The organism is Desulfomonile tiedjei (assembly GCA_016212925.1).
In the GTDB taxonomy this organism is placed as follows: Bacteria; Desulfobacterota; Desulfomonilia; order Desulfomonilales; family Desulfomonilaceae; genus JACRDF01.
This window is the reverse complement of the sequence record JACRDF010000025.1, coordinates 82,847-106,978: the sequence shown is the minus strand read 5'-3', so window position 1 is coordinate 106,978 and position 24,132 is coordinate 82,847. Positions and strand designations below refer to the sequence as shown.

At 54.3% G+C, this 24,132-nt stretch carries 24 protein-coding genes; 18 read left to right on the top strand and 6 right to left on the bottom strand.

The annotated features are described in order from the left end of the window. The first annotated feature begins 176 nt into the window (after positions 1–176). Both lspA and HY913_11030 read left to right on the top strand, forming a co-directional pair. Positions 177–671, top strand: a complete 495-nt coding sequence (gene lspA / locus HY913_11035; protein MBI4963799.1) for a signal peptidase II — start codon at positions 177–179, stop codon at positions 669–671. Between the two features lie 168 nt (positions 672–839). After that, complete coding sequence (locus tag HY913_11030; protein MBI4963798.1) at positions 840–1,220, top strand: PQQ-binding-like beta-propeller repeat protein; 381 nt, start codon at positions 840–842, stop codon at positions 1,218–1,220. 199 nt (positions 1,221–1,419) lie between these two features. Here HY913_11030 and HY913_11025 read toward each other — a convergent pair whose 3' ends face one another. Both HY913_11025 and HY913_11020 read right to left on the bottom strand, forming a co-directional pair. Next, on the bottom strand, positions 1,420–2,310 hold the full coding sequence (locus HY913_11025; protein ID MBI4963797.1) for a 50S ribosomal protein L11 methyltransferase: 891 nt from the start codon (positions 2,308–2,310) through the stop codon (positions 1,420–1,422). Between the two features lie 229 nt (positions 2,311–2,539). After that, positions 2,540–2,887, bottom strand: a complete 348-nt coding sequence (locus HY913_11020) for a hypothetical protein (GenBank protein MBI4963796.1) — start codon at positions 2,885–2,887, stop codon at positions 2,540–2,542. Positions 2,888–3,232: 345 nt separating this feature from the next. On the opposite strand from HY913_11020, the gene mtnA reads away from it, so the two are divergent. The 4 genes from mtnA (at position 3,233) to dnaK (ending at position 8,896) form a co-directional block, all read left to right on the top strand. Beyond that, positions 3,233–4,300 (top strand): S-methyl-5-thioribose-1-phosphate isomerase, encoded by a 1,068-nt coding sequence (gene mtnA / locus HY913_11015; GenBank protein MBI4963795.1) that lies wholly within the window; start codon positions 3,233–3,235, stop codon positions 4,298–4,300. Then, a complete protein-coding gene (locus HY913_11010; GenBank protein MBI4963794.1) occupies positions 4,297–5,874 on the top strand; it encodes a nicotinate phosphoribosyltransferase in 1,578 nt (525 codons plus the stop codon). The genes mtnA and HY913_11010 overlap by 4 nt, the downstream gene beginning before the upstream one ends. 406 nt (positions 5,875–6,280) lie before the next feature. Further along, entirely contained in the window at positions 6,281–6,901 is a 621-nt protein-coding gene (gene grpE, locus HY913_11005; protein ID MBI4963793.1) for a nucleotide exchange factor GrpE, read from the top strand. Positions 6,902–6,949: 48 nt separating this feature from the next. Further along, a complete protein-coding gene (gene dnaK, locus HY913_11000; GenBank protein ID MBI4963792.1) occupies positions 6,950–8,896 on the top strand; it encodes a molecular chaperone DnaK in 1,947 nt (648 codons plus the stop codon). A gap of 174 nt (positions 8,897–9,070) precedes the next feature. Here the strand turns inward: dnaK and HY913_10995 are convergent, their stop codons facing one another. Further along, positions 9,071–9,361 carry a type II toxin-antitoxin system RelE/ParE family toxin gene (locus HY913_10995; GenBank protein MBI4963791.1) on the bottom strand — a complete coding sequence of 97 codons (291 nt, stop codon included), beginning with the start codon at positions 9,359–9,361 and terminating at the stop codon, positions 9,071–9,073. Further along, positions 9,358–9,600 carry a type II toxin-antitoxin system ParD family antitoxin gene (locus HY913_10990; GenBank protein ID MBI4963790.1) on the bottom strand — a complete coding sequence of 81 codons (243 nt, stop codon included), beginning with the start codon at positions 9,598–9,600 and terminating at the stop codon, positions 9,358–9,360. The genes HY913_10995 and HY913_10990 overlap by 4 nt, the downstream gene beginning before the upstream one ends. Before the next feature lie 145 nt (positions 9,601–9,745). Between HY913_10990 and HY913_10985 the strand changes: the two genes are divergently transcribed. Further along, positions 9,746–10,144 carry a type II toxin-antitoxin system HicB family antitoxin gene (locus tag HY913_10985; protein ID MBI4963789.1) on the top strand — a complete coding sequence of 133 codons (399 nt, stop codon included), beginning with the start codon at positions 9,746–9,748 and terminating at the stop codon, positions 10,142–10,144. Between the two features lie 81 nt (positions 10,145–10,225). On the opposite strand, the gene HY913_10980 is transcribed toward HY913_10985, so the two are convergent. Both HY913_10980 and HY913_10975 read right to left on the bottom strand, forming a co-directional pair. Beyond that, positions 10,226–10,834: a thermonuclease family protein gene (locus HY913_10980; protein ID MBI4963788.1), complete on the bottom strand. Its 609-nt coding sequence runs from the start codon at positions 10,832–10,834 to the stop codon at positions 10,226–10,228. A gap of 134 nt (positions 10,835–10,968) precedes the next feature. Beyond that, a complete protein-coding gene (locus HY913_10975) occupies positions 10,969–11,253 on the bottom strand; it encodes an HU family DNA-binding protein (protein ID MBI4963787.1) in 285 nt (94 codons plus the stop codon). 560 nt (positions 11,254–11,813) lie between these two features. On the opposite strand from HY913_10975, the gene murA reads away from it, so the two are divergent. From murA to HY913_10920, 11 genes are all read left to right on the top strand, one after another. Beyond that, positions 11,814–13,079: a UDP-N-acetylglucosamine 1-carboxyvinyltransferase gene (gene murA, locus HY913_10970; GenBank protein MBI4963786.1), complete on the top strand. Its 1,266-nt coding sequence runs from the start codon at positions 11,814–11,816 to the stop codon at positions 13,077–13,079. A 102-nt stretch (positions 13,080–13,181) separates the two neighbouring features. Further along, positions 13,182–13,769 (top strand): imidazoleglycerol-phosphate dehydratase HisB, encoded by a 588-nt coding sequence (gene hisB / locus HY913_10965; GenBank protein MBI4963785.1) that lies wholly within the window; start codon positions 13,182–13,184, stop codon positions 13,767–13,769. Positions 13,770–13,780: 11 nt separating this feature from the next. Beyond that, positions 13,781–14,386 (top strand): imidazole glycerol phosphate synthase subunit HisH, encoded by a 606-nt coding sequence (hisH, locus tag HY913_10960; protein ID MBI4963784.1) that lies wholly within the window; start codon positions 13,781–13,783, stop codon positions 14,384–14,386. Between the two features lie 17 nt (positions 14,387–14,403). After that, positions 14,404–15,237 carry a transketolase gene (locus HY913_10955; protein ID MBI4963783.1) on the top strand — a complete coding sequence of 278 codons (834 nt, stop codon included), beginning with the start codon at positions 14,404–14,406 and terminating at the stop codon, positions 15,235–15,237. Then, positions 15,234–16,163, top strand: a complete 930-nt coding sequence (locus HY913_10950; GenBank protein ID MBI4963782.1) for a 1-deoxy-D-xylulose-5-phosphate synthase — start codon at positions 15,234–15,236, stop codon at positions 16,161–16,163. The genes HY913_10955 and HY913_10950 overlap by 4 nt, the downstream gene beginning before the upstream one ends. Beyond that, positions 16,160–16,882 carry a glycosyltransferase gene (locus HY913_10945; protein ID MBI4963781.1) on the top strand — a complete coding sequence of 241 codons (723 nt, stop codon included), beginning with the start codon at positions 16,160–16,162 and terminating at the stop codon, positions 16,880–16,882. Before HY913_10950 ends, HY913_10945 begins: the two co-directional genes overlap by 4 nt. After that, complete coding sequence (locus HY913_10940; protein ID MBI4963780.1) at positions 16,879–18,084, top strand: DUF4915 domain-containing protein; 1,206 nt, start codon at positions 16,879–16,881, stop codon at positions 18,082–18,084. The genes HY913_10945 and HY913_10940 overlap by 4 nt, the downstream gene beginning before the upstream one ends. Further along, positions 18,084–19,001 carry a sulfotransferase gene (locus HY913_10935; protein MBI4963779.1) on the top strand — a complete coding sequence of 306 codons (918 nt, stop codon included), beginning with the start codon at positions 18,084–18,086 and terminating at the stop codon, positions 18,999–19,001. The genes HY913_10940 and HY913_10935 overlap by 1 nt, the downstream gene beginning before the upstream one ends. 22 nt (positions 19,002–19,023) lie before the next feature. Then, on the top strand, positions 19,024–19,980 hold the full coding sequence (locus HY913_10930) for a GDP-mannose 4,6-dehydratase (GenBank protein MBI4963778.1): 957 nt from the start codon (positions 19,024–19,026) through the stop codon (positions 19,978–19,980). Positions 19,981–20,516: 536 nt separating this feature from the next. Continuing rightward, positions 20,517–22,478 carry a DEAD/DEAH box helicase gene (locus HY913_10925; protein MBI4963777.1) on the top strand — a complete coding sequence of 654 codons (1,962 nt, stop codon included), beginning with the start codon at positions 20,517–20,519 and terminating at the stop codon, positions 22,476–22,478. 935 nt (positions 22,479–23,413) lie between these two features. Continuing rightward, positions 23,414–24,130 (top strand): hypothetical protein, encoded by a 717-nt coding sequence (locus HY913_10920; GenBank protein ID MBI4963776.1) that lies wholly within the window; start codon positions 23,414–23,416, stop codon positions 24,128–24,130. Positions 24,131–24,132 lie beyond the last annotated feature (2 nt).

The window sequence follows — 24,132 nt, the reverse complement described above, 5'->3', positions numbered from 1 at the left end:
CGACGACCCGTCATTCCGGCGAAAGCCGGAATCTAGAGGAAACTGGGTCCCGGCTTTCGCCGGGACGACGCACACAGCCCTTCGGGAACAATTTTACTTCTCAGGGCGGGCACGGACTGCCCTGCACATGTAAGCCGATTTTGGATGCATCATACTGGACAATCAGGGTGTTTTGGATGGCAGAGTTACAAGTTAGTCGGATAAATAGACTCACCTTTCTGGGGTCAATAGCCTGTCTCCTTCTAATTGCCGATCAGGTCACCAAGTTTCTGGTCTTCTCTCGAATTCCACTTAACCGAGCAATTGAGCTGATCCCCGGGGTACTGGATTTGGTTCACGCGAGAAATCCCGGCGCGGCCTTCGGCATGATGGCGGGCTCCGCGTGGGAGTTCCGGTCACTTTTTTTTATCGTCGTTTCCGTAGTTGTGCTGGTAATAATTGCGTTAGTAGTGGCCTTCTCCAAGGACATGGATTCTTACTTGCTGCTGGCATATTCGTTGTTTTTTGGCGGAGCGCTGGGAAATCTGGTGGATCGGGTACGTTTCGGTGAGGTTATCGACTTCATCGACGTTCATTGGGGAGACCTGCACTGGCCTGCGTTCAACGTGGCAGATTCCGCGCTCAGCGTGGGCGCGGTCCTATTCGTCTTTCATCTCTTATTGAAACGATGATTCGTGGCGGGGCACGCTTTCTTGCGTAAGAAAAAGGGAAATTCTTTTTACCAAATTCATTCGGGATGAAGTCGTGGAAAAGAAAGACTGTCCCAAAGGCCTATCCCGGAATCGTTTGGATTTCGATGAGGCGTTACGAATCGCTGAGGTATGGAGGGGGACACGGAAATGAATGAATTCCTGTACGTGGGACTCAAGGCTCAGGTGCTTGCACTTGATCGCGAAACAGGGGAGGTAGTCTGGCGAAGAAGTTTGCCCAGTTGGAATTGGTTCGGAGATTCTTTCGTTACTATCGCCTTGGACAATGGGAGTATCTTCGCTCACACCGTAGGTAGGCTATACTGTCTGGACGCAGAGACTGGAATAATCAAGTGGCAAAACAATCTGAAGGGGGTCGGATACGGCACAGCGAATCTCGCCACCGGCAACTCATGGACCAAGAACGCGGAGGTCGCCCAGAGAAAAATGCAAAGGGCGGGGAAGATTCCAGTCCTTGCGAGCGCTCTTTTGTTCGCGGTTGCCATTGGGAGGCTACTTCTACTGGCTTAGTCGTAAATTGGGTCTGTTCCTCGTTCCCAGGCTCTGCTTCCAAGAGCGGCGTGGTCGCGAGCCCTTGATTCCAGAGACAACTGTCCTAACCAAACTCGGCAGTGTCCGGGCGGAGCCCGGACGGCATGGGTTCCCAGGCAGAGCCTGGGAACCAGAGTGACAGGCTGAGCAAACGTGCCTACAAAAAGGGGCTCCCCGATCACCGCCCAAACAACCCGCTGCCCCACTCGGATCGGACGATCTCTTTCTTCAGGGATATGCCTCGGTTAAGGAATTCTGCCTTAATGTTTTCCCACTCCTCGACAGGGACCCCGGAAATTATGAGATAACGGGTGAACAGGTGGAAGAGTTGAGCCTTGCTCCCTCTCAGAGTCATGGGGTCCAGGTTGGCTGCCACAATGTCCGCGGGTTCCTTCAGTTCTTGAACCGAAAGACAGTCAAGTCGAACTTTTTTACCCACATCATTAAGAGCGACGTTCTTCCGAGCAGCCTCTACCGCCACCGGATCATTATCCACGGCCCTGACTTCTTTGGCTCCCAGTTTGGCCGCGGCAATTGCCAGAATTCCCGAACCGCAGCCCACGTCAAGCACGGTGAAGCTCTCCCCGGCCTCGTTATACTCGTCGGTCGCTTCTTCCAATAACTCCAGACACCCCTGGGTGGTCTCGTGAGTTCCCGTGCCGAATGCTTCCGCGGGCTCAATGATAATGGTAACGCGCCCGTACGGCTCCGGCTTGATCCACGGCGGTGTGACAAGCAATTTGCGTCCTATGGGGAGCGGCTTGAAATTAACCTGCCAGGCTATGGCCCAGTTCTCGGACTTGAGGGGAGCCGTTCTCGCTTCGGGTTCCCTCGCATCGGGAAAGATCTCGCGCAGATGGTGGAGAAAAGCCTTCAATTCTACCAACACGGCCTGCCACCTGTCTTGTGGCAGATACGCTGTCACAAGGCTTCTTTCCGCGTCTATCTCGTCCAGGACCACGCCGCTGGCCTGATGCTCATGAAAGAAGTTGGCAACCCCATCCACCATGCAGGGATCAAGGGCGACCTCGAAGGTCATCCATTGCTGTTCTCGTACAGAGGTAGTCATTTCTGACATATATATCAAAGGGATTCCCGAAAGCATAGGAGGATCGCGTGCAAGGGTGTCTGTTTAGCTGCGCGGAGACGTCGAGAAGATTGTAGAGTGCATTTTCGCCGGAGAGAATGAGGGGTGCAATGGCACGGCATGGAGCTTGTCTCCCGCGAAAAAAAAACAGGCCGGTCCTGACAGGAGGAACCGGCCCGCGCTTGGCCTTTTTGGGATGTCGGAAGCAGGTTCAATCCACCCGCTTCATGCATCTTTCGGCTTCTTCGCTAGTCTGTCGGTACAGCTCTCTGAACTTTATCTCCAGGAGCCGGTTCTGATCGTACTGCGAAAACAGGCTGTCCATCGCGCTTATGGTGCCCTGGTTTTTGGGCTGTTTGGACATGTTCTCGATTTGCATTTGGTAGCCCTTGGAAACACTATTGTGGAACGAGGCCCTGGCTTCGTAACTGCGCGCCTGGTTTACCAGTTCCTGGCACACATTCAAGTACAGGGTCCTGTCCGGATACGCGGGGCCGGCTGCCAAGATTAACACGAGGGAACAAATTGCAAGGGGGATTATGAGTGATCTGGGGTTCATGGAGACCCTCTCGTTTTTTGTTTATTCTATACCAAGATCTCCATAATTTCTCAAGTATTATTTTAGATAATTGGTATAAATTTATAATTTTAAAACTATTTTTAGTTAAAAGCCTCAAGACGGCCGACCCCGCGCTCCGCCAAAAACCGGGGGATTGACTATTTCGAAGGCTATCGGTAGGGTGAAGGTCTGCGCCGGAGACCGGCGAAATCAGGCCTATTCCATGATACCGATGTGTTTTCAAACGTAGGATTTGCAGGAAATCCCTCGGTCAACGGGATTACTCCAAAAGGTCGGTTTTTAGGATTTCCTGCTTGAAGGCACATTCGCATTACAGGAGGACCATTGTCAGACCCATTCAGGACCATTGAGTGGAAAGGCGATCACATAAGGCTGTTGGATCAAACCCTTCTTCCTCAAGAAGACAAATACATAGAGATCCGGACCGTGGACGAGATGTGTGACGCGATCAGACGTCTTGCGGTAAGAGGCGCGCCGGCCATCGGTATCGCAGCGGCCATGGGCATAGCATTGGGCATGCTCGAAGGGCCTGACAGTGACCGCGAGGCGTTCGATAGGCTATTTGGCGAAGTATGCGATCAGATAGCTGCCACTCGACCGACCGCGGTCAATTTGTTTTGGGCCGTGGACCGAATCAAAGCCTTGCGCCGAGTTTCCGCCGACCTGCCCATTTCCGAACTAAAACGGCTCCTGGCAGAAACTGCGGTGTTGATGGAGCAGGAGGATCGGGCGCTGTGCGAGCGCATCGGCTCGGCCGGAAGCGATCTGTTGAATGACGGCGATACCGTTCTGACCCATTGTAACGCCGGGGGGCTGGCCACGGCAGGATACGGGACGGCCCTGGGAGTGATCAGAGCTGCCTTTGAGCAGGGAAAGCGGATCACGGTAGTGTCGGACGAAACCAGGCCCTTAAACCAGGGCTCACGAATCACGGCCTGGGAACTGAAGAAGTTGGGTATCCCGGTCACCTTGATCCCTGATAACACGGCCGGAGCGCTCATGCAAAGGGGAGAAATCCAGAAGGCGATTGTGGGCGCGGACCGAATCGCGGCCAACGGAGATGCAGCCAACAAGATAGGGACTTACTCGGTGGCCGTTCTGGCGAATTACCACAAAATCCCATTCTACGTTGCCGCTCCTCTTTCCACTATAGACATGTCGCTTTCTTCCGGCAGCCTTATCCCCATAGAGGAACGCGACCCAAAAGAAGTTACACATCTGTGCGGAGTCAGGATAGCTCCCGAAGGGATAAATGTCCGGAACATAGCTTTTGATGTCACTCCACACGATCTTATTCACGGTATTGTCACTGAATGGGGAGTTGCCTCTAACCCTTACGAAGAAGCCTTCAAGCGTTTTTTCGAAAGGCAAAAAAGAGAGGCGAAGTCATGAAGCCGATTCTTCGCGACGCCTCCACAGGACAGACGCTGAACGTGGTCGAGCTGGTTGATTCCGAATCCGGACAGCAACTGGGAATGATTGACGCGGAACGAGCTATGGAGGGCCTGAGGTGCGGGAACTACACGCTCGACACGGACCTTTACGAACTGACCATGGTGGCCGGTTACCGTAGCCTGGGCAAGAAAAACCAGCGTGCGTGTTTCGATCTGTATTACCGCCAGAATCCCGATGACGGCGCGTTTTGCGTGTTTGCAGGCCTGGAGAGCGTCATCAATTATGTCAACAACTTGGGCATCTATCCTGACGACATCGAGTATTTGGCACGCACGGGCGTCTTCTCTCCTGAAGCCCTCGATCAATTGGCTTCGGGCATAGAGTTCACCGGTGATATCTGGGCCGTGCCAGAGGGCAGCGTGGTGTTTCCCAACGAACCGCTCATACGAGTGGTCGCTCCTATTCCACAAGCACAGATTTTGGAAACCACCATGCTCGCGCTGGTGGGCCATCAAACTCTTATAGCTACAAAAGCGGCCAGACTGTGCATCGCGACGAAAGGCGCGCCCGTTATCGACTTCGGTACTCGCCGGGCTCACGGTGTGCAGGCCGCGCTCTACGGCGCGAGGGCCGCATACATCGGAGGATGCGCAGGAACGTCCAACACGAAAGCAGGCAAGCTCTTCGGCATCCCTGCGAAAGGAACGCACGCTCATAGCTGGGTGGAGAGCTTTGACGAGGAGATTGATTCTTTTAGAGGGTTTGCCGAGGTTTTCCCTGACAATTCGGTATTCCTGGTCGACACGTACGATACGCTGGAAGGGGTACGCAAGGCCGCTGAAGTAGCAGAAGAGATGAGAAAAGCAGGAAAGCGTCTTATGGGGATTCGGATCGACAGCGGGGACCTGGCTTATTACTCCAAAGCCGCTCGCCGAATACTGAATGCCGCAGGTTTCCCGGACGTGAAGATCCTGGCCAGCAGCGATCTCGATGAATGGCTGATAGAGAGTCTCCGAGACCAGGGAGCACAAATAGACATCTGGTGCGTAGGTACCCGCCTGATCACTTCCTATCAGACCCCGGCCCTTGGAGTGGTGTACAAGCTGATGGCCGCGGATAAAGGTGACGGAAAGCTTTTGCCCAAGATCAAGATCTCGCAAAATCCCCAAAAGGTAACCAATCCGGGAGTGAAAAAAATCATCCGTTTCTACAACGGCAATGATCGGATGATCGGCGACCTTCTGGCTCAAGAGGATGAACCGATCCCGTCAGGCGAGTTCGTACGTGCTCATCATCCCATGTACGATTACATGAAAAAGACCTACAGGCCGCCCTACTCTGCGGCAGAGCTTATGGTCCCGATCTTTCTTGACGGCAGACAGGTCTATCAGCCTCCCAGTCTAGAGGAGGTCAAAGCGAGGGCTGCAAAGGACATTGGCAGCCTGGAGCCTGAGTACAAGCGCTTCACCAATCCTCACATCTACAAGGTGTCTCTGTCTGACCGGTCCTACCAAATCAAGAAAGGCCTACTCGATTTCTATCAGGACAGAAACCAAACCAGCAAAGAATAGCACGAGGCGGCCTGCACGCTGCTGCGTTCGGGCCGCCAAACGATAAGAGGGCCGCACCTGGCACTCTCGTCTCCGCAATATTCTCCTCCAGCCCGCGCTCATTTCTCAACACGCAGGTGGTTGACCACCTTTCTTGGGTTCCTGGCGGCGCAGGTCCCCTTGACAAGAGGGGCCGCTGTGTCCAAATGTATTGGTAGACTGCGTTAGCAGGTAAGCCCCGAGTATCATTGGTATAATTTAGGTTGAGACAGGCTTGCCTCACGCGGATTCAACAGACCTCATCGGATGCGGAAACCGTCTGAAACAAGGCCTTTGGAGCATTTTCAAGGTGTATTTACGCTTGCGACCCGGAAGACCCTTCCGGACGATTCCCGCGAAAAGATAACCGGCTTTCCGGGAGGTGAAGGTGACAGAACAAGACGTCAACAAAGTAAAGATCATTACTTTATCTGAAACCGGACCATCGGGCCGGGAAAGGGAAACGGCCCTCGAGGAGCATAAAAAGACCGAACCCATGAAAGTTTCCGGGACACGAGAGCCCGGGGAGAAAGGGCCTGAAGCCGAAGCGGACCCGCTGGAAGCGGCGAAAAGAGAGGCCGAGGAGAACCGTGATCGATGGATTCGCTCTGTAGCCGACCTTGAGAATTATAAGAAACGAGCCTTGCAGGAAAGGAGTAACCTCCTCAAGTATCGTAACGAAGAACTCCTCAGAGACTTTCTTCCGGTTCTGGACAACATGGAGCGGGCTCTGGCCCATTGTGAAGAGAGCGGGCGTTCGGATTCTTTGACAGAGGGTGTCTGTCTGGTAGTAGGGATGTTCCGCGAAGTCCTGGAAAGATACGGCGTCAAGGAGATCAAGGCTTTGGGCGAAGCGTTCGATCCGCATTTGCATGAAGCCATCGCGCGCAGCCCCGCCGAGGGCATGCCACCGAACGTGGTGGTACAGGAACTGGAAAAAGGTTACATGTATCAAGACCGCCTGCTGAGGCCCGCCAAGGTCGTGGTCTCGGTCGCCGGGACTCAGTGATGTCACGAAAAAGGAATAAACTTAAGAAATAACGGGTAGGAGGAAAAGATGGCCGGCAAAGTAATCGGGATTGATTTGGGAACCACGAACTCTTGTGTAGCTGTTATGGAAGGCGGGGACCCGGTGGTGATGCCCAATTCGGAAGGTGGCCGAACCACGCCTTCCATGGTTGCATTTGCGGATTCGGGTGAACGCCTCGTGGGGCAGGTTGCCAAAAGGCAGGCAATTACTAACCCGGAGAACACCCTTTTCGCGATCAAACGGCTGATCGGGCGAAAATTCACTGCCCCGGAAGTCCAGGGAGACATCAAAATTCTTCCCTACCAGATCGTCGACGGAAAGGGAGGTGATGCGTACGTCAAAGTTCGAGGAAAGGAATACTCTCCCGCAGAGATATCCGCAATGATCCTCCAGAAAATGAAACAGACCGCGGTCGACTATCTAGGTGAAGACGTGACTGATGCTGTGGTCACGGTTCCTGCCTACTTTAATGATTCCCAGCGACAGGCTACCAAGGACGCAGGTCGAATCGCGGGCTTGAATGTTCTTCGGATCATCAACGAGCCTACTGCCGCTTCATTGGCTTACGGCCTGGACAAGAAGAAAGACGAAAAGATAGCCGTATTCGACCTCGGGGGCGGCACCTTTGACATATCGATTCTGGAAATCGGTGAGGGAGTCTTTGAAGTCAAAGCGACCAATGGTGACACCCATCTCGGAGGGGAAGACTTCGATTTGCGGGTAATGGATTACCTGGCCGCGGAGTTCAAAAAAGATCAGGGCATTGACCTGCGAAACGACAAGATGGCCTTGCAGCGACTCAAAGAAGCCGCGGAAAAGGCCAAGATAGAGCTGAGTTCGTCCATGGAGACGGACATCAACCTTCCGTTTATTACGGCTGACGCGTCCGGGCCCAAACATCTCACCATGAAGCTTAATCGCTCCAAACTCGAGGGCCTGGTAAACGAACTGATCGAGAAAACGGTCGGCCCTTGCCGGACCGCGTTGAAAGACGCGGGGCTGGGCACCAACCAGATCGACGAGGTGATTCTGGTCGGTGGCATGACGCGCATGCCTGCGGTTCAAGCAAAGGTGAAAGAGCTTTTCGGCAAGGAGCCGCATAGGGGGGTCAACCCTGACGAAGTAGTGGCCATCGGTGCGGCCATCCAGGGCGCGGTCCTCAAGGGCGACGTCAAGGACGTGCTCCTTCTGGACGTGACCCCGCTGTCGCTCGGAATCGAAACTCTTGGCGGTGTCTTCACTCGTCTGATTGAGAAAAACACGACAATTCCCACTCGAAAGAGCCAGATATTCTCGACCGCTTCGGACAATCAACCGTCCGTGTCGATTCACGTGCTACAAGGCGAAAGGCAGATGGCGGGAAATAACAAGACCCTGGGGCGTTTCGAGCTTGTGGGTATTCCTCCCGCGCCTAGAGGTGTCCCGCAGATCGAGGTCACGTTCGACATCGACGCCAACGGAATCGTCCATGTCTCAGCCAAGGACCTTGGAACCGGCAGGGAGCAATCCATCAAGATCACAGCCTCCAGCGGGCTATCCGAAGAAGAGATCCAGAACATGGTCCGTGACGCGGAATCTCACGCTGAAGAAGACAGGAAGAAGCGCGATCTGGTGGAAGCGCGCAACCAGGCCGATTCCATGGTCTATATGACCGAGAAGACCCTTAAGGAGCACGGCGACAAGGTGGATGCCGCTACCAAAAGCGCGATCGAAGCCGCGCTGGGCCGGGTCAAGACGGCTATGGAAGGCTCCGATACCGAAGAGATCAAACGAACCCTGGAAGAGCTGCAACAGGCCTCGCACAAGCTTGCGGAAGCCATGTACCAGCAGGCTGCCGGAGCAGAAGGAGCCGGGCCTGGGGCGGGAGCAGCCGGAGCAGGCGCAGGCCCGGGTGGACCTCAAGCCTCAGCCAAACCCGATGAGGACGTGGTCGACGCGGAATACGAAGAGGTCAAAGAGGAACGCAGAAAATAGACCATTCGCTTCGGTCTGATCGGTCAGAAAATTACCTCGATTTGAATTCCCGGCCCGGGAGTGCACTGCTGGCTTGTCCAGCAGTGTTTCTTGCACTTTCGCTGATGCAACGATTCCACCTGTCGCTTCGCGACACGGACGCGGTGGCGTGCGGTTCCCCCGTGTACAAAGTTATTATTTCAAGAGAGTGGAGTAGTCTCTGGAACCGTGCAACACTCGAACAATGTCCACCCGTTTTTTGCCCGCTCGATAGAAAACGATGTAAGTCTTGACAGGAAAGCATCGCAATTCGGGGGCAAGATCATCTCGAACGGGCCCAATTTTCGGGAAACGAGCAATTCGAATGCAGACGTCTTTGATCCTTTTCACAAAGTTTATTGCAGCAGATGGGTCGTCCTGTGCGATATGATCAAGAATACGGTTAAGGTCTCCCCGAGCTGACGGAGAGAAGTAAAGTCTGCTCATTGTTTGGCTTTGGAGATCTGTCCGGCCCTTTCTTCGAGTTCATGCAAGACTTCATCCCCTTCGATGCTTTCGCCGCTTTCAATCTCCGAGAGCCCTTGTTTGATGTCCAGACGGAGTTGATCACGCTTCCGGAGCAAATTCAAGGCCTCATGGATTATTTGAGATTCGCTCTCGTACTGGCCGGTGCGAAATAAGGTATGGACTATTTCCTCAATTTCAGGGGTAACTTCGAGGCTCATGATTTCACACCTCCATTTATGAAAACAATAACACGATACCCAAGGCCGGTCAAAGACATCCCGGATGGGACCTTGGCCGGCATCAAAAGGCAATCAGGGCTGACTCTGATAGAGGATATCAAGACTCTGAAACGGAAGGAATGAGATGGGAACCTCTATAGCATTGCTTCGGAAGGAAAAAGATAGCGACTTTGGCGTGGATTTTCCTGACTTCCCAGGGTGCATTACTGCGGGAAAGACTTTGGACGAGGCTAACAAGAGGGCATCAGAGGCTCTGAAATTCCATATCAAAGGAATGCTTGAGGACGGAGACCCCATCCCCGAACCGAGTTCCCTTGACGAGATTATGGCTGATCCGGCCAATGATCACGCTGTGCCATTCCTTGTTACTGTCCCGGACACCAAGACCAAACGAGTCAATATCACACTTCCGGAGAACGATTTGGAAGCTATTGACGACTATGCAAAGCGGCACAAAATGTCCAGGTCGGCTTTCTTGCTTGAGGCAGCAAAGCGGGCCCTGGGTTCCGAGAACCGGGCTTAATGGCCTGCCCTACACTTTGAAGGACAGGCCCTTGGGATGGAACGGTGGCGCCACCTTCATTGCGCGGCGCCGACCGGTTAACTATCTGTTATCCATTTGAGAACCGTGGTCCTGATGGGGCAGGGACGTTATACGACCCTCCGAAAGCGCGCCCCACAGGCCTCGGCGGTTGCTCCTGGCTTCGTTTTCAAGGCCCTTGTAGTCCACAAAGGTGACGTGAACGTAATCCCTGGTGACAAAGCCCAGGCCCTTTTTGATTATTTCCGCGTTTACATCAATCGGCTCGCCCGAGATACCGGGAACCAGGACGTAAGCCAACAGTCTATTCTTGTCGTCGAGCCTATCCCATTTTCTTATCCAGACCTCCGCGGACTTGCCATCCAGCAGGGACCGGACAAAATCTCGGGCCGTCTCCCAAATGTCGTTTCTTCTAATGTAGGACAGCACCTGGTGGTCCAGGCCCTTGATTCTGTCCCTGTTGCGTGGCGAGCCTACCCCCAGCAGCCGCACGGTGACGACTCGGTCTTGCTCGAGCATTTTAAGCCTCAGCAAGTTAGGAGCTTCCACCGCGACAAGGCGGGCCCGACCGTACAGCATATATCGCGGACTCATGGACCAGGACGAGCCGAGGAGGCCCAGCACAAGAAACAAGACAACGCATGAGCCGAAAAGTCCTCTAGACGTGAGCATCCCCTCCTCCAACCATGCCCTCACGCACATAAGTTCTCCATCGGTCCGAAGCCCGAGGAAAGCTTACAATCGTCACTTTGTCTTAATGAGGTTTTGCGACTTCACAGCATCCCACATCGAGTTGCCGCTGGCAACTATTTTTTCCCCTTTACAATCTCTTTGAGAGCCTTCGCCGCGGTGAATCGAGGCAGTCTCATGGCTGGAATAGTCATCTTCTTCCCTGTGCGAGGATTGACCCCTTTGCGAGGATTCATCTCGATCACTCTGAAAGTCCCCAGATCCGAGATGCGGATCCTCCCTTTATTTGTTTTCAGTGAAGAGTGAATCGTCTGCACGATGGTGTCCAGTACCGTTGCGGCAGCCTTCTTCGTGATGTCCGCTCGTTCCGAAATCAGGGACACTATTTCAGGTTTTGTCATCGAATCGTCTCCTTTCCATTTTTAATGCAGCGAATAAAACCCAAAACAAAAAGTCTTCAACGCATCAGGGCGCCTGCTGGCAGACCTCTACCCTGCCACGCCCCTCCGCAAAGAAAATACCCATATCAGCGCGTTACGCCTCAGGATGATCCGTGTTATACTGTTACCCTGCGTTGTTGAAATCGCCCATATGACGATGCAAGAGATGCACCAAGCTCGTCCCGGCACGCAATGAGCGGTATGGAGAGAGGCTGCCGAGTCTGTGCTGAAAATGGCACAATTGTTGCCCTATTTATGGTCTGCCAATTAGCTTGACACAAATGTCCACCAACTTTACGGTCCGTTTGGTCCGGCTTCCCATCAAAAGCCTTCGCAGAGCCCCAACATCCCCTTTCGAGCCTAAGCGATCTCAACCTATTGCGCCTTCGCCTTGTTGGTGGTATACAGCGACGGGACAGGCCTTGACCTGCTGTGGCACAAGCAAATGGGAATTTGGCTATTCGAGTGCAACGGCTTGCTCAAGCCAACGAGACCGGTCAAAGCCGTGAGGAATTAGCGCCATGGAGAAGATGGTCATCCGAGGCGGGGCGCCTCTAAAAGGAACGGTGGAAATAAGCGGTTCCAAGAATGCCGCGCTGCCGATCATGTGCGCCTGTCTGCTAACCAGAGATGAGATGACCTTGCACAGAGTGCCGGCGCTGAGGGATATTCTCACCGCAAAACAGCTTCTCTTGCAGCTCGGCGCTCAGCTTGACGACTTTACCTCCGGCACGGTCAGGATAAAAGCCTGCAACATCACGGATCATATCGCTCCGTACGAGCTTGTGAAGACCATGCGGGCTTCGGTCATGGTCTTAGGGCCGCTCATGGCACGGGAAGGCAGGGCCGACGTGAGTCTTCCCGGCGGTTGCGCGATCGGCGCCAGACCGATTGATCAGCATCTTAAAGGTCTTGAGGCGATGGGCGCCACCATAGATTTGGAAAACGGCTACATCCTGGCTCGCGCGGGAAGGCTCAAAGGGGCTGATATCACCTTCGACATGAAGACCGTCACGGGAACCGAAAACCTAATGATGGCCGCGGCGCTGGCAAAGGGAACTACGATCCTCCGGAATTGCGCGGTGGAACCCGAGGTGACGGAATTGGCCCATTTTATAAATCGAATGGGCGGCAGTGTGGATGGAGCAGGAACGGAAACCCTGATCATAGACGGGAGAGAAGAACTGCACGGAATCGTCCATCCGGTAATGCCCGACCGCATTGAGGCCGGGACATACCTCATGGCAGGGGCCATAACGCGCGGGGACCTTCTGGTCCGAGGATGCGTCCCTTCCCATCTTGGAAAGCTTTTGGAGCTTCTGGATGAGGCGGGGCTGCGATTGGAGGTCGGCGAAGACGAAATTCGCGTGATTTCCAACGGCAGGGTCAAGAGCCGGGACGTGGAAACCGACCCGTTCCCGGGATTCGCCACCGATTTTCAAGCTCAGTACATGGCTTTGATGTCATTGGCTGATTCTCGGTGCCGAATTACCGAAAACGTATTCGAGAACCGTTTTATGCACGTGCAGGAATTGGTCCGGATGGGGGCTCGCATAAGGGTATCGGGGAGAACGGCCCAAGTCGACGGTGTGGAAAAGCTTTCCGGAGCCCACGTCCAGGCAACGGACCTGCGAGCCAGCGCATCGTTGATTCTCGCCGGCTTGGCTGCTGAAGGGGTGACTGAAATCCACCGGGTGTACCATTTGGACAGGGGCTATGAGCGAATCGAGGAGAAGCTTTCGATGTTGGGGGCCGATATACGCAGAGAGAAGGACGAAATACTCTGAATCGTCAGCGGAAATGCCACTGACACGTTATCGCCGCGGTCATTCTTCGTTGTCATTCTTAATGATCCTCCGCACCACTGCCATACGCAAAGTTGAACTATCATGAGAACTGCTGAAATAACACGCAAGACATCCGAAACCAGGGTCAAAGTCAACCTGACTCTTGATGGAACGGGGAAACGGTCCATTTCCACAGGCATCGGTTTTTTCGATCATATGCTGGATCATGTTGCCCGCCACGGCATCTTTGACCTCGAGATATCCGCCAAAGGCGACCTCCATGTTGATCATCACCATACCGTGGAAGACGTGGGGCTCTGTCTTGGCGATGCGTTGCGAAAAGCCCTCGCTGACAAAGGCGGAATTAGGCGGTACGGCGCTGCCACTGTACCAATGGACGAGGCATTGGCTTCCGTGACACTTGACCTTTCCGGCCGAGCCTTGCTGGTCTTTTCCAACCCGCTTGCAGATCGCTCCGCGGGCGATTTTGCCATGGATCTTGTGCCCGTGTTCCTGCAGGCCCTGTCGGATCGAGCGGGAATAACCATGCATGCTTCGGTTCACACCGCGGAGAATCCGCATCACGCGGCTGAAGCTATTTTCAAGGCGCTGGGAAGAGCGTTAAGAGAGGCTGTGGAAATAGACCCCAAAGTGAAAGGCATCCCTTCGACCAAGGGGATTCTGGAATAGAGTTTGTATTAATGATTGTAGTAGTTGATTACGGCATGGGCAATTTGCGTAGCGTGCAGAAAGGCTTCGAGAAAGTCGGGGGCCGCGCTGTCATCTCCCGGGACCCGGACGAGATAAAAAATGCCGGACGACTGGTACTGCCGGGCGTCGGTGCATTTCCGGAATGCATGAGGAACTTGACTCGTTTGAACCTCGTGGACCCGATCCTGGAGTTCATGGAATCAGGAAGGCCATTCCTGGGCATCTGCCTCGGGTTACAGCTCTTGTTCGATGAATCCGAGGAATTTGGACGGCACGAAGGGCTCAAGCTGGTTCCCGGAAAAGTGAAAGCCTTTGACCACAGCATGGGCCTCAAAATCCCGCATATGGGATGGAACCAGGTCTTCTTCCGCAAGGAGGCCCCCATTTTTAAAGATATTGAAAACGGCTCTTTTTTCTATTTTGTCCACTCGTATTACGTCGCGCCCGAAGATCCTTCAGATGTGGCCGCGGAATCCGAATACGGGATAACCTTCACTTGTGCTATCGCCAAGGAAAATGTTTTTGCCGTTCAGTTCCATCCCGAAAAGAGCCAGGACCATGGGCTCAAGATCCTGTCTAATTTCACCAATCTCTGAAGGAGCATCTTCAGCCAGTGCCAGAGAGCGCCCGGAAAATAACAGTAAGCAGTCAGGCCGTTACTCCACGAAAGATACGGCAGATCATCATCGAAGAGTCAAAACGGGCAAACGTAGGGCACATAGGTTCCGCTCTGTCCGTGGCTGATATCATCGCGGTACTCTTCGAGCATGGGTTGCGCCTTCCAGGAACGGACGCGTCGGATCGCGACCGGTTTGTACTTTCCAAAGGCCATTCGGCCTTGGCGCTTTATGCGGCGCTTCACCTCAAAGGCATCCTGCAGCCCGATCAGGTGCAGACTTATTGTTGCGACGGGAGCTTGCTGGGAGTACATCCCGAGCATCAGTTGGACGGCATTGATTTTTCCACGGGCTCCCTGGGCCACGGATTAGCCTTCGGCGCGGGGGTGGCCCTGGCCTCGCGGCTTAGCGGCCGGCCCTACAGGGCCTTCGTCCTGGTCAGCGATGCAGAGTGCAACGAGGGCTCCCTGTGGGAAACGGTAATGTTTGCAGCCCACCACAAGCTTGCCAATCTTGTGGCCATCGTGGACAACAACGGGCAGCAGGCGCTGGGAAAAACCAAAGACGTGATTGACTTGCATCCCCTTGGCGAAAAATGGCGCGCTTTCGGCTGGAAGGTCCATGAAATTGATGGGCACAACCCCGCTGAGTTGAGGCAAACACTGGCAGGTTTGGAAACCGCGGACGGGCCTCCAAATGTCCTCATAGCCAATACGATTAGCGGAAAAGGCGTTTCCTTCATGGAGGGCAAAGTGGAATGGCATTACCTGCCGCTCTCCGATGATTTGTATGCCCAGGCCCTAAAGGAACTGGAGGCAAGTGAGTCATGAGACTTGCCTGCACGAGGGCGCTCACCGAGATTGCCCGATCCGATCCACGAATTTTGCTTTTGACGGCAGACCTGGGCTTCATGGTTTTGGAGGAGTTTTCAGAGGCGCATCCCACCCGGTTTTTCAATGTTGGAGTGGCCGAAGCGAACATGATCGGCCTTGCGACCGGTCTTGCAGCGTCGGGCTACGTTCCTTACGTCTATTCGATCGCTACCTTCGCTTCCATGAGGGGTTACGAGCAGATACGCAACGGACCGATACTTCACAAACTTCCGGTGCGCATTATCGGCGTGGGAGGCGGTTTTGAATATGGGCACGCGGGTATCACGCATCACGCTCTGGAGGACCTGACCATAGCCCGAGTCCAGCCCGGCCTGACCGTGGTAGCCCCTGCCGATCACGAGCAGGCATCCGCTGCCATACGAGCGACGTACGATCTACCGGGGCCTATTTACTACCGTATTGGCAAGAGGGACGACTATGTGCTTCCCGGCTTGGGCGGGCGATTCAGGCTGGGGAGAATCGAAACGGTCAGGGACGGCGACGATGTTCTGATTCTTGTGCTTGGCAGCATAGCCGCTGAAGCCATCAAAGCATCCGACATTCTTTCCCGAAAAGGAATTCAGGCCAATGTGTCGGTCGTGTCTTCTCTGAGGCCCGCGCCTGTAGAGGACATTCACCGGATGCTGAAACGTTTTCCGCTGGTGGTGACTGTGGAGGAGCACTACGTGGATGGAGGTCTCGGTTCCCTTGTTGCTGAGATTGCGGCAGAAAACGGAACTTGCGGCCGGGTCTTCAGATGCGGTGTCCGGACGCCGCCCTCGGCAACATGCGGCGGAGAGGCTTGCCTGCGGGAGGTAAACGGTCTTTCGGCCCGGAGTATATCAGACAGCGTGGTAAATGCGCTCAAAGAGTTTGGAGAATGATTGAAACCCCGCACGTCTCAGTTGTCCTACCGGTCTATAACCAGGCGGATCACATCGAACACATTGTCAAAAACTACTTGGCCGCTCTTGACAACTTGAAACAGTCGATCGAGATCATACTTGTGGTCAATGCAAGCCGAGACGGCTCTCTGGAACGCTGCGAGTCTCTAACCGGTTCGTATCCGCTGCTAAAGGTCCTACACAACGATCTGCCCGGATGGGGGAGAGCGCTGAAGGCCGGCTTTGCCGCGTCAAGTGGAGAAATACTGTGTTACACGAACTCGGCGCGCACCAGTTCATACGCCCTGGCTCTCCACATCATGCTGGGATTGGCTAATCCGGGCCTGGTGATCAAGGCTAACCGTAGGCTTCGCCACCCGTTCGTGAGGAGAATGGGATCGGTGTTCTACAATGTTCAGTGCAGAAACCTATTCGATCTCCCTGTTTGGGATGTGAACGGGACCCCGAAGGTTTTCAGCCGAGATACATTGGATAGTCTCGATCTGAAAGAAAACGGCGATCTGGTGGACCTGGAATTCATTGTCAGGTGCAAGCAACTCGGGCTTCAAATCCTCGAAGTGCCCATAGTCTCCACCGTGCGGCACGGCGGAGAATCCACCACTAACTGGGCCTCGGCCGTTAGAATGTATTGGGGGGCGTTTCGAATGTGGCGCTCGACCGCGAGCGATCAGAACCCTGACCGAGGGTCTGAAAATTGAGCAAGCCGGACCGGGATGGCGAGCGGGAAGCCATGTGGGAGCGCCAAAACGAAGAATTTCGTGATCCCGCGGAGATCGTCGCTTACTGGCAAGGGGCTCGGAGTGTCGACCGGCGGCTTCTGGAATTCGAGACACAGGGGAAGTGGTGGGAAACCCTACACGATCTTGACATAACCCTGCTTGTAACTCGGGAATACGAACATCTTCTGCTTGGCATGAGCACGGACGAATCCGCGGGTCCGGTCACGTCGCTAATGAGGCTACCTCATCCTTCAGGACTGGCGGTTGATCGCGAAAATGGGGTGGTTCATGTAGCGAGCACGCGCAATCCGAATCAGATATTCGACTTTGCGCCGTTGAATGGATTGATGTCTCGTCTCGACGTGCCGGAAACGCGATTGGAAGACAAGCTGCTGGTCCCTGTCCGCACACGAATTCTGCCGGGGTGTCTTTACATTCACGATCTGGCCATGGTGGGCGGGGAACTCCATGCCAATTCGGTCGGACAGAACGCTGTAGTCAGACTGCACGCCTCAGGCAGACACGAACGGGTTTGGTGGCCCCGGTGCATTGAAACCGATGACGGGCCGGTGTTTGGCCAAAACCATCTCCAACTGAACTCCATTGCAGCGGGCGATAATTTGGAGTCCTCGTTCTTCTCCGCGTCAACAGACGAGGTCACCGACCTCCGGCCGGGAGATCCTGATTTCCCTGTGGACCGCAGAGGCGTGATCTTCTCCGGAGAGTCAAGGGAGCCCGTAGCTCGCGACCTTACGCGACCTCACTCCGCGCGATTTTACAAAGGTGAGATCTGGGTGGACAACAGTGGTTACGGAGAGGTCGGTTTCATCGAGGGAGAAAAGTTCCGCCCGGTATCCGGCTTGCCCGGATGGACGAGAGGACTCTGTTTCAGCAAAAACACGATGTTCGTCGGCACGTCCCGCGTACTGCCGCGTTTCAGGCAGTACGCTCCGGGCCTGGATGTGGATTCCAGCCGGTGCGGCGTTCACGCGATTGATACAGCCACGGGACGGCTGTTGGGGAGCATCTTCTGGCCTTTTGGAAGCCAGATCTTTTCAGTGGACTGGCTGCCTCGGGGTTTCGCCAAGGGCCTGCCATTTAGTGTAGGGAGCGATACCGCGAACCATAGAGAAAAATTGCTCTTCTATTCATTTCAGGTCGAGGATTTACAGGAGGATTGATGGAATTTCGGTTTCTAATGCTTTCGGCTATGTACGAAAACGGTGGCAACACGGTTCACCGGTTCTTGGACGGCCATCCCCAGATGTACGTTTATCCCTTTGAATCACAGGTGGGGAGCCATCTGGTGCATGACCATCTCACTTCCATGTTTCCTGTGAAATACCGTTGGCCTGTTTTTGATCTTGCTGCCACGCCTTTTCAGGACTACAAAGCCATCATCGACGAAGAGTGCAAGGTCCGCGCACGCACGCCGCTTGTGAGCAAGTTCCAGCACATGCCCTTTGATTTGAGCGACGAGGAACGGTGCGATCTCTTCGTGAAATACGTGAATCAAACCGGCCGGTCCAGGGGCGGCAATGTGGCCGCGTTTTTCCGCGCTACTTTCGACGCGTGGAAGGATTATAAACGTTCCGGCGAGGAACAGTTCTATGTGGGGTACAGCCCTATTATCGCGGTGGACGCGGACAAAATCCTGCAAGATTTGCCTCATGCACATGTACTTCACGTAGTCCGCAATCCGTGGTCAGCTTATGCCGACACCAAGAAACGGCCCGTCCCAATGTCCTTGGAGCGATATTTGACGGCCTGGGTCACCACTCAGTATCACGCGTTGATGAATCATAAGCTCAACCCGGACCGAGTTCACCTGGTGCGCTTTGAGGACGTGGTTGCCGATCCGCAGCGGGCCTTGGGAGAAGTGTGTTCCAAGCTGGGTCTTCGAGCTGAAAGCTCTTTGCAGCGGCCCACATGGAACGGTGAAGCCTTGGAAGAGGTCTATCCCTGGGGCACTATCCGAAGAGCTTCGCCGGAGGCTAATAAGGCTACGGCCCATGAGTTGTCCAAGGAAGAGATCGAAGCAGTGAAAGCATGGGCTCAGCCCTACATTGAGACTTTTGACTACGGGAGTTTTCTCTAACCGAGTGTCGGAGCCTCTATCCATGGCCAACGTCGTCATAACAGGAGCCTCGGGCTTTGTGGGGGCCAATCTTGCCCGCCACCTTCTAGGGCTCGGCCACAGAGTCAATCTCATTCTCCGGGAGCGACATGCGGATTGGCGAATCAGGGACATCCTGAACGACGTGATTGTCCATTTGGCGGACCTGCGGGACTCGAACCTGCTCACCCGCGTTATTAAGGGGATTCGGCCGGAATGGGTTTTCCATCTGGCTGCACACGGCGCGTACTCGTCTCAGAGCGATGCAAGGCAGATTCTGGAAACCAATTTAATGGGGACTGTGAATCTCGTTCATGCGTGTATGGAAACCGAGTTTGAGGTTCTCGTCAACACAGGGTCATCCTCGGAATATGGCTTCAAGGACCATGCTCCCACGGAAACCGAAATGCTGGAGCCTAACAGCTATTACGCGGTGGGCAAGGCCTCTGCAACCATGCTTTGCGGATACATTGCGAGAAGCCGCGGAGTAAGGATTCCCACACTGAGACTTTATTCAGTTTACGGACCGTATGAAGAGCCCACGCGCCTTATGCCCACGCTTGTCCTGAAGGGTCTGCAAAACGCACTGCCGCCGCTTGTAGATCCTGACATCGCTCGCGATTTCGTTTACGTGGACGATGTGGTGCAGGCTTATCTCCTGGCAGCGATGGTCCAGGATCAAGACCGGGACGTAGTTTACAACGTCGGCACAGGGGTACAGACCAGCATCCGGGAGGTCGTCGCGATCGCGCGGAGACAGCTCAACATAACAACGGAGCCTAAATGGGCTTCCATGACAAATCGAATCTGGGATACCGGAACATGGGTGTCCGATAGCGGACTTATAAAACAGAAGTTAGAATGGAGGCCCCGGTATTCATTTGAACAAGGTTTCTCAAAAATGGTGGAGTGGTTTGGCAATAATCCCGTCGTAATGAAAGCCTACCGATCATCGATATAAGCATTCGCTACATATTGATTTTGCGGTTTTTTGATTTGGCGGAAGGATCCGACAGCATTGGGCAGACAATGCAATTGCAAAAGTTTATGTTCGATTGCGGAGCCGAATAATGGCAGTTGGTAGCAGCCGGCCTCCGTGCCGGCTGATTATAGCCACGCAAATCAATCACGCCCCTGGCGTGACAGGGACGCTGGACCCTACCGATTTTTTTGCAGCACGACTATCGGATAAGGTCCAGGATTTTGGCAACTGCTATTCTGTGTAGTTTTGCCGTGCCCAACGGCGCGCCTCCTCCACTGGGAGTAGCCAGTCTGCCCTCGACCAGGGGTTATGCCTCGGGTCTCACTTGATGGAACGCACAGGGGTGTGAAGGCCGAATCCTCGGTCAATTCTATTGAAAGGTAAAACGGACATTCAAAACGAAGAATAAAAAATCATTCCCTAGAAAACGAGCTTCCTTTCGAGGGGCCCGCAAGGAAAAGCCGGCCCCTGTCCAGGACAAAAGGCCCCCTACCCTTCACCGGGAGGCGGCCCAATTGTTGGCTGATATTGGGAAGCCCGAACCGACTCCGTTCATCCCGGACCCTTTCCAGGTTGAGGCTCTGGAAAGAATTCAGATGGAGGATGTGGTAGTCAGCGCGCCAACCGGTTCGGGAAAGACCTGGATAGCCTTGGAGGCTACCAAGAAGTACCTTAGCCGCGGCTCGGGGGGGATTTGGTATGCCACACCTTTAAAGGCGCTTTCCAACGCAAAATATGGAGAGTTCGGGGAGTTGTTCGGCCGGGACAGGGTCGGGATTCTGACGGGAGATCGCAAAGAGAATTCCGACGCGGCGGTGATTGTCGGCACAACGGAGATCCTTCGCAATCAACTCTACGACGCCATGCAGGCGGGGGTGGATCTTGACATAAGTCTCGTGATTCTCGACGAGGCCCATTATTTGGGAGATCTCGACAGAGGAGTCGTGTGGGAAGAGGTCCTTATCTATCTCCCTCCCCGCGTCAGGATTCTGCTGCTTTCCGCGACCATTTCCAACGCGGAGACTTTGGCGGGCTGGCTGTCTCATATCCGAGGCTCTCATTGTTCGGTGGTTTTTTCTGATGAGCGCCCCGTGCCTCTGCACGTGCTTTTCAGGACCCCGGAGGGAGACCTGACACCGTTCTTCCGCGGCCAGCGGCTCTTTCCTGCGGCGGCGGCCCAAGCCAAGGCTGACAAGGGCCGTAAAAGAGGCCGTGATTCCGGCTTTCCGGACGTAAATGGAATAGTGGAGACCCTTCGTGAGTTCGATCTGCTGCCCGCGATAGTTTTCCTGAAATCCCGATCTGAGTGCGACAAGGCCATGGACAGGCTCTTGCCCTCTCCTCAACGGCCCAGCCACGGGGGTTTTTCCAAAGAACTGAAGGCCCTCGTCGAGACTTACCCCGAGTTGAAAACCCACCGCCAGCTCGATCGGCTGCTGGAATCCCGCGCAGGGTCTCACCACGCGGGCCAGCTTCCTACGTGGCGATTGCTGGTCGAGAAGATGATGGTCCAGGGACACCTCGAGGTAATCTTTTCCACCTCGACGGTCGCAGCGGGCGTCAATTTCCCGGCGCGAACGGTGGTCTTGTTGCAAAGCGATCGGTTCAACGGACGCTCTTTTGTGGACATGTCAGCCACCGACATACACCAAATGACCGGTCGCGCCGGCCGACGCGGGATGGACAAAGCCGGATTCATTTTGGTGGTCCCCGGAAAATTTCTGAACATTCCTCTGGTGCAGGAGCTGCTTCTGTCGGAACCTGAACCGTTACAGTCCAGGATAGCCGTCAACTTTTCCATGACCCTCAATCTGCTGCTTTCGCATGATCCGCAGGGTGTGGAGAGGCTCCTGGGTTTCTCTTTCGCCGGATTCCACGAGAGTCGTCGAGAGGCGGACAGGGTTCACAAGCGACTGATAAAAGGCTTTAGGAAGCACCTGAGCTTGCTCCGCGAACTGGACTATGTTGATGAAAAGGGTGTGCCCACTTATGACGGGCGATGGGCCGCGCGCCTTCGACTGGACCACCCGCTGCTCATAGCCGAACTTATCCGGGAGGGCGAGTTCAATAAACTTACTCCCGAGGAACTTGCCGCGCTCATCGCGCCGTTTGTGGTGGACAAAGATAAGGAAGTCCTGCTCAGCCGCGAATTGTGGCAAAACACGAGGCCGCTGTGGAAAAGGTTCCGCAGCATGGTGAAAAAACTCAAGCCCGTTGCCCAGTTCATGGTCATGCGAGGCTTTGAGGTCCCGCCGATTTTGTTCTGGCCCTCGGCCGCAGTATACCTTTGGGCTCAAGACGTCGAATGGGATGAATTGAGCCGCCACTTGACTGCGGATGAAGGCGACCTGTCCATGATGATCTTGCGGACCGCGGATCACCTCCGCCAACTTCTTTCCCTTCAGGATGAAGAGCCGCAACTAGCGGCCACCTCGCGCGAGGCCTTGTCTCTGTTGGTAAGATCTCCCCTGGTGTGATACCGATTCGCCTCTGAAAAAGTGACTCGGATGTGCATCGTGTCCGGCACTGACCTGGTTCCCAGGTCAGTGGCACCCAATATTTTCAACTTCGAAAGGGTGTAATAGCGGCTCCCGAAAGTAATCACGGATTGGCTAGCGGATTCCTGTGCCGGCTTCATCTTGACTCGCCCCGTAATTTGCGGCGGCCAATAGGCCGCCCTACGTTTGTAGTCCCAGGCTTGGTGTCATCTCCCGTAGGGCGGCCTATTGGCCGCCGTTCGCCCAGGCGCCACTGTGGCTTCATTCCGCGAAAACTTTTGAGAATCACTATAAAATTCGGAAGAGGTGTGGACAAGACCCTTGGCAATCAGTCCACGTTAACCTGTCAGCCATTTTTACACGACGTAAAAGAAACTGACAGAACCGCGCGGGTCAAAGGGGATTGTGCTCCACATTCGCATCGGCCAACCTTCCGGATTTCGCAATCTTATCAGTACTCATTTGGCCATCATCCATTGGCATACAAGTTGCTCTTTCATGGTGCAGCCTCCCTTAGAATTAGGCGCAGGTACGGTTGATCCCACTCGTTTTATTTTCCGCCTCGATGCGTTTTCCAAGCCAAGCGCATCGTCCGTTGTAGGGGCACCATAGGGTGCCCCTACTTTGCTTTCCCCCGTTGACGAAACTACGATGTGGGCAGTTGTGTTAAGAGATAAATTGTGGTATCAAATGCTTTCAATTCTTTCCGGTCAGCAAGAAATGAATGCACGCCCTGGGAACCCTGCAATCCAGGGACTGTTTCGACTTTATTCAGATAGCTCAGGAGGGCACGGTAAAGTGTCTAATATGACCTTGCAGTTGCCCCGGCCATAACCAGCAAAGAAATCCATCCGGATTAAGATGGGTTAAATACATTGCCACGGCACCACTGAGGAGGGAGGAAGCTACCACCTATGAAAGACAAGCGCATTGTGGTCAACCCATTTCGTATGATGAGCCCCAAGCTCGACTCCGAGGCCTTGAAGATCGAAGAGCTGCACAAGAGGCCGGTTTCCGAGTCTTTTGGCCTGGATGAGGGCCTATTGGTCATGTTAAGCAAGCTGATTGAAATGGCCCGCCTTGTTAACGAAGGCTTCATCAGGAATTGCCCGGAAGAGATCAACGCCTGCGATAAACTGGCGTCAGAAGTTCATCAGCAGGAAAAAATGCTGACGAACATCATTGCATGCTCCATCAACGTGCCCAAAGAGGTTTGTCGCACCTTCATTCTTTTTCCGGGTTATGTGGAACGAATCGGCGATTTTATGGAAAGCATTCTGACTTGTTGTCGCATAAAGTGCAACGAAGACATTACGTTTGACGACCGAGCCAATGATGAAGTGCAGCAAATGTTCAAGATCACCCGAGGCCTTCTGGGTGACTTTCGGGACTGCATTGTAACGCCCAATAAGAATTTGCTTGAGCATGTGATCAAGTCTGCCACCGCCATTGACGAGAAGTGCCAGGAATGGGAATTGGCGCACGTAGAGCGGCTGTTGGCCGGAGCTACAGCGCCCAAGTCCTCCTCGCTTTACCTTGACATGCTGGAATCTACTCAGTCGGTTAGCAGGCATCTTAAAGACATGGCGCAAAAGCTTCTGGATTTGATTTCAGGGCTGGAAGCCGCTTAGTC

Excerpts from the sequence above, each read along its gene's own strand:
- lspA (MBI4963799.1), top strand. The coding sequence starts at position 177 with ATGGCAGAGTTACAAGTTAGTCGGATAAATAGACTCACCTTTCTGGGG.
- HY913_11030 (MBI4963798.1), top strand. The coding sequence starts at position 840 with ATGAATGAATTCCTGTACGTGGGACTCAAGGCTCAGGTGCTTGCACTT.
- HY913_11025 (MBI4963797.1), bottom strand. The coding sequence starts at position 2,310 with ATGACTACCTCTGTACGAGAACAGCAATGGATGACCTTCGAGGTCGCC.
- HY913_11020 (MBI4963796.1), bottom strand. The coding sequence starts at position 2,887 with ATGAACCCCAGATCACTCATAATCCCCCTTGCAATTTGTTCCCTCGTG.
- HY913_11010 (MBI4963794.1), top strand. The coding sequence starts at position 4,297 with ATGAAGCCGATTCTTCGCGACGCCTCCACAGGACAGACGCTGAACGTG.
- dnaK (MBI4963792.1), top strand. The coding sequence starts at position 6,950 with ATGGCCGGCAAAGTAATCGGGATTGATTTGGGAACCACGAACTCTTGT.
- HY913_10995 (MBI4963791.1), bottom strand. The coding sequence starts at position 9,361 with ATGAGCAGACTTTACTTCTCTCCGTCAGCTCGGGGAGACCTTAACCGT.
- HY913_10990 (MBI4963790.1), bottom strand. The coding sequence starts at position 9,600 with ATGAGCCTCGAAGTTACCCCTGAAATTGAGGAAATAGTCCATACCTTA.
- HY913_10985 (MBI4963789.1), top strand. The coding sequence starts at position 9,746 with ATGGGAACCTCTATAGCATTGCTTCGGAAGGAAAAAGATAGCGACTTT.
- HY913_10980 (MBI4963788.1), bottom strand. The coding sequence starts at position 10,834 with ATGCTCACGTCTAGAGGACTTTTCGGCTCATGCGTTGTCTTGTTTCTT.
- HY913_10975 (MBI4963787.1), bottom strand. The coding sequence starts at position 11,253 with ATGACAAAACCTGAAATAGTGTCCCTGATTTCGGAACGAGCGGACATC.
- murA (MBI4963786.1), top strand. The coding sequence starts at position 11,814 with ATGGAGAAGATGGTCATCCGAGGCGGGGCGCCTCTAAAAGGAACGGTG.
- hisB (MBI4963785.1), top strand. The coding sequence starts at position 13,182 with ATGAGAACTGCTGAAATAACACGCAAGACATCCGAAACCAGGGTCAAA.
- hisH (MBI4963784.1), top strand. The coding sequence starts at position 13,781 with ATGATTGTAGTAGTTGATTACGGCATGGGCAATTTGCGTAGCGTGCAG.
- HY913_10950 (MBI4963782.1), top strand. The coding sequence starts at position 15,234 with ATGAGACTTGCCTGCACGAGGGCGCTCACCGAGATTGCCCGATCCGAT.
- HY913_10945 (MBI4963781.1), top strand. The coding sequence starts at position 16,160 with ATGATTGAAACCCCGCACGTCTCAGTTGTCCTACCGGTCTATAACCAG.
- HY913_10935 (MBI4963779.1), top strand. The coding sequence starts at position 18,084 with ATGGAATTTCGGTTTCTAATGCTTTCGGCTATGTACGAAAACGGTGGC.
- HY913_10930 (MBI4963778.1), top strand. The coding sequence starts at position 19,024 with ATGGCCAACGTCGTCATAACAGGAGCCTCGGGCTTTGTGGGGGCCAAT.
- HY913_10920 (MBI4963776.1), top strand. The coding sequence starts at position 23,414 with ATGAAAGACAAGCGCATTGTGGTCAACCCATTTCGTATGATGAGCCCC.